Source organism: Rubrobacter tropicus (genome assembly GCF_011492945.1).
GTDB classification, from domain to species: Bacteria; Actinomycetota; Rubrobacteria; order Rubrobacterales; family Rubrobacteraceae; genus Rubrobacter_D; species Rubrobacter_D tropicus.
In genome coordinates, this window is the sequence record NZ_CP045119.1 from 2,074,157 (window position 1) to 2,087,343 (window position 13,187).

The window sequence follows — 13,187 nt, forward strand, 5'->3', positions numbered from 1 at the left end:
ACATAACAGAGCGCAAACGGGCAGAGGCCGAGCTCGACGCGCTGGTCGAGGAGCTGCGCCGGTCGAACGCCGAGCTCGAACAGTTCGCCTACGTGGCCTCGCACGACCTCCAGGAACCCCTGCGTATGGTCTCGAGCTTCACCCAACTGCTCCGCCGCCGCTACGGCGGGCAACTCGACGAGACCGCAGACGAGTTCATAGAATACGCCGTTGACGGGGCCAACCGCATGCAGACGCTCATCAACGCGCTGCTCGAGTACTCGCGCCTCGGGACCAGGGGTAGCCCCCACGCTCCCGTCGACACCGAAAAGGCCTTCGACGCGGCCATCGCCAACCTGAGGAACGCCGTCGAGGAGAGCGGGGCCGAGATCGTCTCGGGCGGGCTTCCGGTCGTAAACGGCGACGAGGTCCAACTCATGCAATTGTTCCAGAACCTTATAGCCAACGCCATCAAGTTCCGCGGGAGGAGCCCCCGCTAGTGCGCGTCTGTGCCAGCCGGCGGGCAGGGAGTGGGTCTTCTCCGTCGAGGACAACGGGATCGGGATCGCCCCCGAGTACCTGGAGAGGATCTTCGTCATCTTCCAGCGCCTCCACGGCCGGGAGGACTACTCCGGCACCGGCATAGGCCTCGCCCTCTGCAAAAAGATAGTCGAACGCCACGGAGGGAGGATCTGGGTGGACTCAGAACCCGGCCAGGGCAGCACCTTCTATTTCACCCTGCCTCCCGCAGGGTGAGCTCGTCAGCCCCTCAGCTTGATGCCCCGCAAATCCCGACCGGGCAACGCGATGCGGAGCCGTTGGGGTGTCGTGACGCGTATCGTATACAGACGACTGGCCGACGTGCTGAGAGGCGCGAAGCGCCGGGCTGAGAGCGCAGGGCGTAGCGCGCTGACAGACTTTACAACCCCAGCGATTGGACCATCAGCTTGAAGTCCTGGGGGCGGCTGGCGGCGGTCAGGCCGTCCTGGTAGGAGATGCGGTCTTCTTCCACGAGCTTCAGGAGGGCCTGGTCGAAGGTCTGCATCCCGTAGTACTCGCCCTCGGAGATTGCTTCCTGGATCTGGCCGGTCTGGAGCGGGTCCATTATGAAGTCCTGGATGCGCCCGGTCGTTACCATTACTTCGCACGCGGCGACCCTACCGCCGTTTTTGGTTCTGAGCAGGCGCTGGCCTATGATGCCCTTGAGGGTGCCGGCGAGCATGGTACGGACCTGGCCCCGCTCGTGGGGCGGGAAGAGGTCGATCATGCGGTTTATGGTCTCGGTCGCGTCGACCGTGTGGAGGGTGGAGAGGACGAGGTGGCCGGTCTCGGCTGCGGAGAGGGCGATCTGGGCCGTCTCGGCGTCCCGGATCTCGCCGATCTGGATGATGTCGGGGTCCTGGCGAAGCACCCGCCTGAGCGCCCTGGCGAAGGAGAGGGTGTCCGTGCCGACCTCCCGCTGGTTTATGATGCTCTTCTCGTCGCGGTGCATGAACTCTATCGGGTCCTCGATGGTGACGATGTGCTTGCGGGAGGAGCGGTTGACGAGGTCGATCATCGAGGCGAGGGTCGTCGACTTGCCGCTGCCGGTGGTGCCGGTTACGAGGATGATGCCGCGTTCCTCCATGGCGAGGCGCCGGATCACGTCCGGCAGATCCAGATCCTCGAACTTCGGGACCCCGAAGGGGATGAACCGCATTACTATCGAGACGGACCCGCGCTGCTTGAACGCGTTTACCCTGAACCTGCCGACACCGGGCACGGAGTAGGAGAAGTCCGCCTCCCCGTCCCGCTCGAACTCCTCGACGAGCCCGGGGGGGATGATGCTGTTGAGCATCTGGGCCGTGTCCTCGGGCCCGAGCCTCTCCTGGCCCTCGACGGGCGTTAGCAGGCCGCGCACCCGGACCATCGGCTCTATGCCGACCTTGAGGTGCAGGTCGCTGCCGCCCATCCCGGTCAACCGGCCTACGAGCGTGTCGACGCTTGCGCTGTCTATCATTCTCGGTGTCTCCTCGTACCCGTGTCTCCAAACACGAAGCCTCTCGGGCTCAAGTATGCCAGCGGAGGCGGGTCGATGCCCATACAGTTCGCGGCGCGTGGGGTGTTGTACACTTCCGGACGGAGGGGGCGCTCCCGGTCCGGACCCTCCGGCCTCCGCGATGGCCCGCATGAGTAGGAGAGATCGTGTTCGGTTGGAACACATCCACCAAGATCAATAAGAAGGGCGCGGAGGGCGCGACCCCGACGAAGGCGGCCGTGGCCGGCGGGGCGCTTCCCGTCTCCGACAAGATCGGAGAGATCCTCTTGTCCGAGGGCACCGTTACCCGCGAGCAGATCGACCTGGCGCTCACCATGCAGCGTAACGACCCCCGAAGACTCGGGGAGATACTTCTTTCGCTGGGTTACGTCACGGCGGAAGACCTCGGACGGGCGGTCGCGCGGGACCAGAAGCTCGAGTTCGTGGAGATCCGGGAGCTCCCCCCGGACGCAGTGGATCCCGACGCCATTAACCTCCTGGATGAAGGCATACTCCGCAAGCACAAGGCCCTGCCGTTGCGGTTCGAGAACGGGCACGTAGTCGTCGCCATGGCCGACCCTACCGACCTCTACGCCGTCGAGGACTTGAGGCTGCTCGCCGGCCACGCCGTTCGTCCCGTGGTCGTCACCGAGGAAGACCTGAACGGTGCCTTCCTCCACCTCTTCGGCGGTGTAGAGTCTCCGTCAGGTCCGGACGAGTACCCGGAGGACGAGGAGGGGCCGCTTGACGACCCTTACCCGGGCGCCGGGAACGGCGGAGCCGTCGAGGAGGCCGTCGTCGAAGCGCCAATGGAGCCTGTCGAACCGGAGCCGGCCGCGGAGATAGAGCCGGAAGAGCTCGTTCTGGGGCAAGAGGGGGAAATCGAAGAGGCGGCGAGGTCCGGTTCTCAGGTCCATGCGGGGACCGTCGGGGGTAGGATCGGCGACATCCTGGTTGCGGCGGGGGATATCATGCCGGAGCAGCTCGAGGAGGCGCTCGCGCTCCAGCGCGAAGACCGGAGGGAGATCGGGCAGATCCTGCTCTCTTTGGGCTACGTCGGCAAGGCCGTCCTCGCCCGGGCGCTGGCGGCGAGGTTGCGCCTGGAGTACGTCGAGATCACCGAGCGCGACGTGGACCGCGCGGCCACGAGCCTCGTCGACCCGCGGGTGCTTCGCAAGTACGGGGCGATGCCGATGAGGGTGGAGGGCGGCCGGCTGGTTGTCGCCATGAGCGAGCCCAACAACTTCTACGCGCTCGAGGACATCAGGATGATCTCGGGCTACCCCATCACCCCCGTCGTCGCCGTGGACGACGACATAAGACGGGTCCAGAACAAAGTGTTCGCGATGAGCGCCGAGGTCTCGGAACTGCTGGAAGAGGCGCCCGGAAGCCAGACCGCAGAGGACGTGGGCGAGCTCGAGCTCGGCAACGAAAGCGCCGAGAACGCGCCCATCGTGCGCCTCGTGAGTTCGATTCTGCAGCAGGCCGTCGGGGAGGAGGCCTCGGACATCCACATAGAGCCGCGCGCCAGGGCGCTAACGGTTAGGATGAGGGTGGACGGCGTGCTCCGCGAGGTGATGAGCGTGCCCCCGCGGCTCCAGAACGGCGTGGTCGCCCGCATCAAGATCCTCGCCAACCTCAACATCGCCGAGCGGAGGGTCCCCCAGGACGGCCGCTTCTCGGTGCGGCTAGGGGAGCAGAAGGTCGACCTCAGGGCAGCGTCCCTGCCTACCGTCTTCGGCGAGAAGATCGTGCTGCGACTGCTCAACACGTCGAGCATCGACGTTGACCTGAAAGCGCTGGGCTTCGCCCCCGGGGCGCTCGCGCAGTACCGCGAAATCTTCCAGAAACCGTACGGCACGATCCTGGTGACGGGACCTACCGGCAGCGGCAAGTCGACCACCCTCTACGCGACGCTCGGCGAGCTCAATTCTCCGGAGAAGAACATCATCACCGTCGAGGACCCGGTCGAGTACAGGATGCCAGGCGTGAACCAGATCCAGGTAAACCCCGGCGTCGGCCTGACCTTCGCCTCGGGCCTGCGTAGCATCCTCCGCTCGGACCCGGACGTGCTCATGATTGGTGAGATAAGGGACCGCGAGACGGCCAAGATCAGCGTAGAGGCGGCCCTCACCGGACACCTCGTCCTCGCCACCCTCCACACGAACGACGCGCCCGCCGCCGTCACCCGCCTTACGGACATGGGCGTCGAGCCGTTCCTGACGGCCTCGGCCGTCGACTGCGTCATCGCCCAGCGCCTCGCCCGCAGGCTCTGCGAGAGGTGCAAGCGGCCCACAGAGGTGGACGAGGAAACGCTCTCCCGGGTGCGGTTCCCATTCAAACACGCCCCCGAGGACGCCCTGGATTTCCACGAGGCAGTGGGGTGCGACCGTTGCGGTGGCACGGGGTACAGGGGGCGAATGGGCATCTACGAGATGCTGGTAATCACGGACGAGATTAAAGAGCTGGTGCTCGGGCGCGTCTCGACCGGGGAGGTCAGCCGGGTGGCCGAGGGTAAGGGCATGGTACGCCTGCGGGAGGACGGCCTGATCAAGGCCGCCAGGGGCGAGACCACCATCGAAGAGGTCCTGAGAACAGTGGTATAGGTGGCCTGCATACGCGTGACGACGGAGGACGGATGATACAGACGGGGCTCAACGACTACCTTTTCGACGCGATCCGGATGGGGGCGAGCGACCTCCATATAACTGCGGGTCTGCCCCCGATGGTGCGCCTGAGCGGCAAGGTGCAGGCGCTCGATTATGAGCCCTTCACCCCGAACGCGACCCGGGAGATGGTCTACGACATCCTCTCAAGCGACCAGCGCCAGCGCCTGGAGAACGAGTGGGAGCTGGACTTCTCCTACACGCTGCCGCGCACGGCCCGCTTCAGGGTGAACGTCTACTTCCAGAAGGGCGCCATCGGGGCCGCCTTCAGGACCATCCCGCACGAGATAAAGACCCTGGGAGAGCTCGGGCTGCCGAAGGCCGTCGAGGACATGACGGAGAGGCCGCGGGGGCTCGTCCTTGTAACGGGGCCGACGGGGAGCGGCAAATCGACGACGCTCGCGTCCATGATCGACAGGATCAACGAGACCAGAAGCGAGCACATAATGAGCGTGGAGGACCCGATAGAGTTCCTCCACGCCCACAAGAAGTGCATAGTCAACCAGCGCGAGGTAAACCAGGACACCAAGAGCTTCGCCCAGGCGCTCAAGCACGTCCTGCGCCAGGACCCCGACGTGATCCTCGTCGGCGAGATGCGCGACCTGGAGACGATCTCGCTCGCCGTAACCGCCGCCGAGACCGGCCACCTCGTCTTCGGTACTCTCCACACCCAGGACGCACCCCAGACGGTCGACCGCATCATAGACGTTTTCCCGTCCCACCAGCAGTCCCAGATCAGAACCCAGCTCGCAAACGCCCTGCAGGGCGTCATCACCCAGACGCTCGTGCCCCGGCGCGGGGGCGAGGGGAGGGTCGCCGCCTGCGAGGTGCTCGTCCCGACGCCGGGCGTCAGGAACCTCATAAGGGAGGGGAAGAACCACCAGATCTACTCGGCCATGCAGACCGGCGGCAAGTTCGGGATGCAGACGATGGACGCCGCCCTCGTCGACCTGTTGCGCCGGAACCTGATCTCCCGCGAAGAGGCCGAGAAGCGGGCCTCGAACCCCGAGGAGTTGCGCCGTCTGGCCGGCGGCAGCTCCCTGGGCGCGAACTCGAAATCGAGCGCCGGCGGCTACGCGGCGTTCAGGAAGTAGCGGCCCGTGGCCACGTTCGCCTACAAGGCGCGCAACCGCCAGGGAGAGGTCCTCCAGGACCAGATGGACGGGACCGACAAGATGTCCGTCGCTTCGCAGCTCAGGCAGCAGGGCCTGCTCGTCATAGACATCAAGGAGCAGGGCGTCGCCCAGAAGGACATCCTGGAGCCCTTCAAGAAGGTCAAGCCCGCCGACCTCGTCGTCTTCACCCGCCAGTTCGCCACCATGATCAACGCCGGACTGCCCATCGTCCGGTCGCTCTACGTCCTCTCCGAACAGACCGAGAACCCCAAACTTCAGGAGGTCATAGTCGCGGTTCGCAAGGATGTGGAGGCCGGGCTGGCGCTCTCCGAGGCCCTAGAGAAGCACCCAAAGGTCTTCTCGCGGCTCTACGTTGAGATGGTAAGGGCCGGCGAGATCGGGGGCATCCTCGACGGGGTACTTCTCCGCATCGCCGACCAGCTGGAGGACGACCAGGAACTCCGACGAAAGGTCAAGAGCGCGATGACCTACCCGGTCATAGTGCTCGTGCTCGCCGTGCTCGCGGCCTCGTTCATGCTCATCTTTATAGTGCCGATCTTCGCGAGGATGTTCGAGGACCTCGGCGGCACCCTGCCGCTCCCCACCCGAATCGCCATGGGCATCTCGGGCGTGCTGACCAGCATCTTCGGCGTCTTTATCTACGGGGCCCTGATCGGGGGCGTCGTCTTCTTTCTCCGCTGGAAGAACACCGAGAACGGCCGGAAATGGTGGGGCAAGGTCTCCCTGAAGCTGCCCGTGAAGATAGGCGACGTTATCCAGAAGGTCGCCCTCGCCCGCTTCGCCCGGACTCTAGGCACCCTGAGCGCGGCGGGTGTCCCGATCTTGCAGGCCATCGAGATCACGGCCGCCTCCTCGGGCAACTGGGTCGTCGAGAACGCGCTGCTCAAGACCCGCGAGGCGATCCGGGAGGGCATCCCCATCTACCGGCCGCTGGAGTCAGAGCCCGTCTTCCCGCCCATGGTGACGCGCATGATCGCCGTCGGAGAAGAGACCGGAGACCTCGACGGGATGCTCACCAAGATAGCGGAGTTTTACGAGTCGGAGGTGGATGCCACGGTAAAGGCCCTTACCTCCATCATCGAGCCGCTCATGATCGTCGTGGTGGGCGGCATCGTCGGGGGCATCATAGTCGCCATGTACCTCCCGATGTTCAAGATCTTCGAGCTCGTGGAGTGAGCTGTTTGTAGGTGCTCATCAAATTTTCCAGTTTCTCGGGACAGTTTCTAGTGGCGTTCTAGCAACGTCTCGCCGGGTCTTGGTTGGAGGCTTGTTTTGTACAGCGATACGCTGTACAGTGTGTTTCGCAGGTGGATAGAGTTTTGCTTACCGTCCCTTCGGACGCTTCGGAGATCTTGGAAGAGGAGAGGCCGGTGGTTGAGGTGAAGGATCAGAAGAGGCTCGATCTTAGGGTGTCGAGTACAGAGAAGGAGACGATCGCAAGAGCGGCCGCGCTCAGCGGGCACACGATCTCGGAGTTCATTCGTGGCACGATGCTCGCCGCGGCCAACAAGGAAATCCGGGAGCACGAGGTCATCCGGCTCACGAATGAGGGGAGCCGAGCATTCGTCGCGGCCCTTATGGAGCCGCCGGAGCCGAATGAGAATCTTCGTCGGCTTGCGCGGGAGTCCAGGCTCGCGCGACCTCCGAAGGATAGTGGGCGGACCGACGAGGCTTCTACCACGGAGACCCCCGTCCTTTAGCCGACGGGCAGCCGGAGATCGCGGGTGGCTTCAGATGAGGGGGCTGACGAGCGGCGCTACTGCTTCGAGGTACTCTCTGAGGAGCACAAGTCACTAAGAGGGGCATTCTGTTGCGGTGAGGACGCGCTCGACGGGTATCTGCAAAGGCAGGCCCGTCAGGACATGAAGAGAGGTCTGTCTGTCGCTCATGTCCTTCGCGACAAGGAGCAAGAGCGCATAGCTGGCTACTACACGCTCTCATCGGAGGTGATCGAGCGAGGGGAGTTGCCAGCAGCGCTCGAGCGGGGATTTGGAAGGAATCGGGTATTCCCCGCAATCCTCCTCGGCAGGCTTGCCGTGGATCTCGAATACCAAGGCGAAGGCTTGGGGCGTGAATTGCTGCTCGACGCGCTCTACCGGGCGCTCGAACTCTCTCGAACGTCCGTGGGTGCGATGGCCGTACTCGTCGACGCTCTACACGAAAAGGCGCAAGAGTTCTATACTCGCTATGGTTTCGAGCAGCTGGACATACTCGAACAGAATGAGGGCGCAGGGACTCGAACCTCTGGGGAGCCGGGTCCCGGCCATCCCAAGCGCCGGCTGTATCTCCCCATGAAGAGCATCACGCGATTGTGAGAACCCGCAGCTTACAGCGGTTTGCGGGATCATCGAGCCCGTTGGGGGTAGGTTTGCAGGTTCTTAGGCTTTGAGGTTCCGAGGGGTGGCGGGTCGGGGCCCGCCCGCGGCCTCGTGGCGCGCCCCTAAAAACCTCAAGGCCTCAAAACCCAAAAACCTCACCAACGATGAGGGTCGGTCTCTCCGCAAACCGCTGTAAGCCCGCCTTTCCAGAAAAATTTCAACTATCCTGAGGGAAATCACACCCGAGTGCGTGGGAAGCCCTCGTGAATCAGGCTGGTTACCTTCTTCAGCGCTCTCGACTACGACGAGAACCTGAACGTCGACCTTTTTCTAGATGCATTGTCCCCCCTGTGCTAGTATCTTCGAGGTTTAGGCGGCGGTAGAAAGCCGTCGCCGCTCAACACGCACGCCCGCCGGAGGTCTTCGAGACCCGGGTGGTGGTCCCTCGGCTAGAGAAGCGGGCGGATTGCGAGGCGCGGGCGGAGGACGTCAACCACCAAAGAGAGGTAAAGAGCATGGAAGGCACAACCGACCGGGTCGGCATCAGGGATCTGCTCGAGGCGGGGGTCCACTTCGGGCACCAGGCCAAGCGCTGGAACCCCAAGATGAAGCGCTACATCTTCGCGCAGCGCACCGGCGTTCACATAATAGATCTGGACCAGACGATCACGCTGCTAGAGCGGGCGCTCAAGTTCGTGCGCGGCGTGGCCGAGGCGAACCGCGAGGTCCTCTTCGTCGGGACGAAGAAGCAGGCCCAGATCCCGCTTGCCGAGCAGGCCATAAGAAGCGGGCAGCCGTACGTGGCCGAGCGTTACATCGGCGGGATGCTCACCAACTTCCAGACCATCCTGCCGCGCATCCAGTACTTCACGGAACTCGCCAGGAGGGTCGAGGAGACTCCCGAGGAGGAGAAGACCGGCAAGGACTGGTTCGCGCTGAACCGCGAGTACCAGAAGCTCAGGCGCAACTTCGCCGGGCTCACGGAGATGGAGAAGCTCCCGGGCGCCATCTTCGTCGTCGACCCGAAGCGGGAAGAGCTGATGGTCAAGGAGGCGAACCGGCTCAAAATACCGGTGGTCGCCCTCACGGACACCAACTGCGACCCCGAGGTCGTCGACTACGTAATCCCCGGCAACGACGACGCGATCCGGGCCATCGGCCTGATCTCGCGCCTGATGGCCGACGCCATCGTCGAGGGCCGCGGCGAGGAGGTCGCCGTCGAGGACCGCCCCGTGCCGCCGGTGATCGAAGAAGCCCTCGTAACCGAGGAGGAGCAGCTCTCGAAGGCCGCCGACGAGGCGAAGGTTTCGGAGCCCGCCGCGGAGCCCGCCCCCAACGGGAACGGCGCCGCGAGCGCCCAGGCGGAGCCTGAAGCGCCCGTTCCGGCCGAGGACGCGCCCGCGAACGGGGCGGAGCCCGTCGCGGAAGCCGCCGAAGAGCCGGTGGCGCAGGCCGCCGACGAGGCCGCTGCCGAGGAGCCTGCGGTCGAGGAGCCCGCGGTCGAGGAGCCTGCGGCTGATGAAGCCCCCGCCGACGAGGCCGAGGCCTCCGATGGTGGGCAGGAGAACGAAGAGAACGAGGAGAAGTAGGAGCTTTGGCTAGCACCATAGAGAAGATAAAGCAGCTTCGGGAAGAGACCGCGGCTGGCATGATGGACGTGAAGCGCGCCCTGGAGGAGTCCGAGGGCGACGTCGATGGGGCCCGCAAGGTCCTGCGCGAGCGGGGCCAGGCCATCGCGGCCAAGAAGAGCTCGCGGGAGGCGACGGAGGGTCTGATCGAGGCCTACGTCCACTTCAACGGGCGGGTCGGCGTGCTCGTCGAGGTCAACTGCGAGACGGACTTCGTGGCCCGTACGCCGGATTTCAAGGAGTTTGCCCGCAACGTGGCGCTCCACGTGGCTTCCATGAAGCCTATCTGCGTGGCGCCTGAGGACATCCCGGCTGATGCCCGCGAGGAAGAGAAGCAGATCGTGGACAAGCAGGTGGCCGAGATGGGCAAGCCCGAGAAGATACAGGCCCAGATCGTCGAGGGCAGGATGCGCAAGTGGGAGGCCGAGCAGGCCCTCCTCACCCAGCCCTACGTGAAGGAGACGGACAAGACGGTGGGCGACCTTTTGCAGGACACCATCCAGAAGCTCGGCGAGAACATCGTGGTCCGGCGCTTCGTCCGGTACGAGCTCTAGGCTTATCTTGGACGACTCCGCCAGAACGAGCGGCGAAACGAACGGGGCCGGGCTCTCTGAGCTTGGCCCCGTGAAGCGCATAGTCCTGAAGCTCTCCGGGGAGAGCCTGGCCGGGGAGAACGGGTACGGCATAGACCCCGCGAGCCTCGACTGGACCGCCAGCAGCGTCGTCGAGGCGGTCGAGGCTGGCGCCGAGATCGCCATAGTCGTGGGCGGCGGGAACATCTTCCGCGGCTCCCACGTCGCGGCGGAGCTTGGCATCGAGGGGGCCACGGCCGACTACATGTCGATGCTCGGGACGGTCATAAACGCGATGGCGCTCCAGGCCGCGCTCGAGAGCCGGGGCGTCGAGACCAGGGTCCAGACGGCGATCGAGATCAAGGAAGTCGCCGAGCCCTACATCCGCCGCCGCGCGATGCGCCACCTGGAGAAGGGCCGCGTCGTCATCTTCGGCGGCGGCACGGGCAACCCGTTCTTCACGACCGACACGGGCGGGGCCTTGCGCGCCTTAGAGATCGGGGCCGACGCCCTGCTCATGGCCAAGAACCGGGTGGACGGCGTCTACGACAGGGACCCGCGGCGGTACCCGGACGCCGTCAGGCTAGAGCGCCTGAACTACATGGACCTGCTCGCCAACGATCTGGCGGTGATGGACCACACGGCGGCGACGTTGTGCAGCGGGGAGAACCTGCCCATAGTCGTTTTCGATATACTGAAACCCGGGAACCTTCGCCGCGTCTTGCAAGGAGAGCGGGTCGGCTCCCTGGTGTGGGGCGCCCCGAACGGGGCGAACGGCGGGTCGGAGGAGGAGAGGCGTGTCTGACATTATCGACCTGACCGCTGCGGAGCGCCGGATGCAGGGCGCGATGGAGTCCGTCAGGAGCAACTTCGCGACGATCAGGACCGGGAGGGCGAACCCCTCGCTCCTGGACAGGATAGAGGTTGAGGCCTACGGGACCAAGATGGACTTACGGAGCGTGGCGAGCATCGGGGCGCCCGAGCCCAGGCTGCTCACCGTAACGCCGTTCGACCCGAACTCGCTCAAGGACATAGAGCGGGCCATAAGGGACGCGGACATCGGGCTCAACCCCCAGAACGACGGCAAGATGCTGCGCCTGCCGATCCCCGAGCTCACCGAGGAGCGGCGCCGGGAGTTGATCCGGATGGCCAGGAGCATGGCCGAGGAGGCAAGGGTCTCGGTGCGCAACGTCCGCCGGGACGAGATGCGCGACGTGCACGAGCTTCGGCGGGAGGGTGAGATCTCCCAGGACGACGAGCACCGCGCCGAGACGGAGCTCCAGCAGCTCACCGACAGCTACGTCAAGCGCGTGGACGCCGTCCTCGCGGACAAAGAAGCGGAGCTTCTGGAGGTCTAGCTTCTGGAACCCGCCGCGAAACCCGCCCCCGCCGGCTTCGACCCGAAGTCGGCGCCCCGCCACGTCGCCATCATCATGGACGGCAACGGCCGCTGGGCCCAGCGCCGCTGGCTGCCCCGCGCCGCCGGCCACCGCGAAGGCGTCGCGGTCTTGACCCCCCTCCTCGAAGCGGCCGGTAAGGCAGGCGTAAAGACCCTCACCCTCTACGCGTTCTCGACCGAGAACTGGAAGCGGCCCCCGAAAGAGGTCAAGACCCTCATGCGCCTGTTTTTGGAGACGGCCCGAAAGCAGGTGCCCACGCTCAACGAACGGGGCGCGCGCTTGCGCTTCCTCGGCCGCCGCGAGGGGCTTCCCGAAAGCGTCTTGGAAGCGTTGACGCAGGCCGAGGAGTTGACCGCCGAAAACGAGAAACTCGACGTCTACATAGCGCTCAACTACGGGGGGCGGGCCGAGATCGTTGACGCCGCGCGGCGGATAGTGGAGGACGGCCTCTCGCCGGAAGCGGTGGACGAGGAGACGTTCGCCAGTTACCTGTACGCGCCCGAGGCGCCGGAGGTCGACCTCGTGATCCGGACGAGCGGCGAGCTTCGCGTCTCCAACTTCTTGCTCTGGCAGATCGCCTACGCGGAGTTCTACGTCACCGAAACCCTCTGGCCCGACTTCTCGGCAGAAGAGTTCACGCGGGCCCTCGAAGACTTCGCCTCCCGGTCCCGGCGCCGGGGCGGCGCCTGAGGCCCCGTGCTCCGGTGGCGAACCGTCACCGCCCTGGTGCTGGCGCCCATCGCCCTGGCCGCCATCATGATCGGCGAGGCCGCCGTGCTCGCCTTGGTGCTCGTCGTGATCGCCGGGGCGGCCTACGAGCTCTCCAGGGCATTGAAGCCGCTCCCCTTCGTCGCCGCGTTCGGGGCCGGCGCTATTCCGGTCCTCCTATCTATACCGTACAAGCAGACCGGCATCCTGGCCGGCGCCGTGGCCGGACTCCCCTGGGCCCTGATGTGGCTCGCGGGCAAACCGGAGACGCGGACGCTGCGGGCCGTGCTCGCCGTGCTGCTGATGGCGATGTGGGTCGGGGTGCCGCTTGCCCACCTCGGGTTGTACCCGGGCAGTCCCAGGGAGGTCTTCGTGCTCACCATGATCGCGGTGGTGGGACCCTGGATCTCCGACTCGGGCGCCTACTTCGCCGGACGCTTCTACGGCCGTCACCCCCTCTTCCCGAAGCTCAGCCCGAAGAAGACCGTCGAGGGAAGCATCGGCGGCCTCCTGCTGACGGTCGTCGTGATCTCGCCCTTCGCCTACGCCTTTCTGGAATACACGATGGTAAAGGCGCTCGTGATGGGGGTGAGCGTCTCCCTCGCGAGTCAGGGCGGGGACCTCTTCGAGTCCGTCCTCAAACGCATCCTCGACGTGAAGGACCTCGGCCGCTTCCTGCCGGGCCACGGCGGCGTGCTCGACAGGATAGACAGCCTCCTCTTTACGGTTCCGGCGGTATACTACATCTCGTTGCTCGTATGAG

Annotated in this window: 12 protein-coding genes and 1 pseudogene; 12 read left to right on the forward strand and 1 reads right to left on the reverse strand. The window is 65.3% G+C overall.

Going from position 1 to position 13,187, the window contains the following annotated elements; all coding sequences use genetic code 11:
• Positions 1-47: 47 nt before the first annotated feature.
• A pseudogene (locus GBA63_RS24335) lies at positions 48-735 on the forward strand (sensor histidine kinase); the annotation flags it as partial.
• 163 nt (positions 736-898) lie between these two features.
• Here the strand turns inward: GBA63_RS24335 and GBA63_RS10315 are convergent.
• The gene (locus tag GBA63_RS10315; protein WP_166175808.1) at positions 899-1,978 is read right to left on the reverse strand and encodes a type IV pilus twitching motility protein PilT; all 1,080 of its coding nucleotides are present in this window, start codon (positions 1,976-1,978) and stop codon (positions 899-901) included.
• 185 nt (positions 1,979-2,163) lie between these two features.
• Between GBA63_RS10315 and GBA63_RS10320 the strand changes: the two genes are divergently transcribed.
• The 11 genes from GBA63_RS10320 to GBA63_RS10370 all read left to right on the forward strand — a co-directional run bounded on the left by GBA63_RS10320 (position 2,164) and on the right by GBA63_RS10370 (position 13,186).
• Positions 2,164-4,602: a type II/IV secretion system protein gene (locus GBA63_RS10320; RefSeq protein WP_166175810.1), complete on the forward strand. Its 2,439-nt coding sequence runs from the start codon at positions 2,164-2,166 to the stop codon at positions 4,600-4,602.
• A 32-nt stretch (positions 4,603-4,634) separates the two neighbouring features.
• The gene (locus GBA63_RS10325) at positions 4,635-5,756 is read left to right on the forward strand and encodes a type IV pilus twitching motility protein PilT (protein WP_166175812.1); all 1,122 of its coding nucleotides are present in this window, start codon (positions 4,635-4,637) and stop codon (positions 5,754-5,756) included.
• 6 nt (positions 5,757-5,762) lie between these two features.
• A complete protein-coding gene (locus GBA63_RS10330) occupies positions 5,763-6,974 on the forward strand; it encodes a type II secretion system F family protein (protein WP_166175814.1) in 1,212 nt (403 codons plus the stop codon).
• Positions 6,975-7,150: 176 nt separating this feature from the next.
• Entirely contained in the window at positions 7,151-7,498 is a 348-nt protein-coding gene (locus GBA63_RS10335) for a type II toxin-antitoxin system TacA family antitoxin (protein ID WP_166175816.1), read from the forward strand.
• Positions 7,499-7,522: 24 nt separating this feature from the next.
• Positions 7,523-8,113, forward strand: a complete 591-nt coding sequence (locus GBA63_RS10340; RefSeq protein ID WP_207957190.1) for a GNAT family N-acetyltransferase — start codon at positions 7,523-7,525, stop codon at positions 8,111-8,113.
• A 518-nt stretch (positions 8,114-8,631) separates the two neighbouring features.
• Entirely contained in the window at positions 8,632-9,705 is a 1,074-nt protein-coding gene (rpsB, locus tag GBA63_RS10345; protein ID WP_166175818.1) for a 30S ribosomal protein S2, read from the forward strand.
• A 5-nt stretch (positions 9,706-9,710) separates the two neighbouring features.
• On the forward strand, positions 9,711-10,298 hold the full coding sequence (gene tsf / locus GBA63_RS10350; protein ID WP_166175820.1) for a translation elongation factor Ts: 588 nt from the start codon (positions 9,711-9,713) through the stop codon (positions 10,296-10,298).
• Between the two features lie 70 nt (positions 10,299-10,368).
• Positions 10,369-11,121, forward strand: coding sequence for a UMP kinase (gene pyrH / locus GBA63_RS10355; protein ID WP_166180053.1), 753 nt, complete (start codon positions 10,369-10,371; stop codon positions 11,119-11,121).
• The gene (frr, locus tag GBA63_RS10360) at positions 11,114-11,674 is read left to right on the forward strand and encodes a ribosome recycling factor (protein ID WP_166175822.1); all 561 of its coding nucleotides are present in this window, start codon (positions 11,114-11,116) and stop codon (positions 11,672-11,674) included. The genes pyrH and frr overlap by 8 nt, the downstream gene beginning before the upstream one ends.
• 3 nt (positions 11,675-11,677) lie before the next feature.
• A complete protein-coding gene (uppS, locus tag GBA63_RS10365; protein WP_266096314.1) occupies positions 11,678-12,406 on the forward strand; it encodes a polyprenyl diphosphate synthase in 729 nt (242 codons plus the stop codon).
• A 6-nt stretch (positions 12,407-12,412) separates the two neighbouring features.
• Positions 12,413-13,186: a phosphatidate cytidylyltransferase gene (locus GBA63_RS10370; protein ID WP_166175826.1), complete on the forward strand. Its 774-nt coding sequence runs from the start codon at positions 12,413-12,415 to the stop codon at positions 13,184-13,186.
• Position 13,187: the final 1 nt, after the last annotated feature.

Excerpts from the sequence above, each read along its gene's own strand:
- GBA63_RS10315 (WP_166175808.1), bottom strand. The coding sequence starts at position 1,978 with ATGATAGACAGCGCAAGCGTCGACACGCTCGTAGGCCGGTTGACCGGG.
- GBA63_RS10325 (WP_166175812.1), top strand. The coding sequence starts at position 4,635 with ATGATACAGACGGGGCTCAACGACTACCTTTTCGACGCGATCCGGATG.
- rpsB (WP_166175818.1), top strand. The coding sequence starts at position 8,632 with ATGGAAGGCACAACCGACCGGGTCGGCATCAGGGATCTGCTCGAGGCG.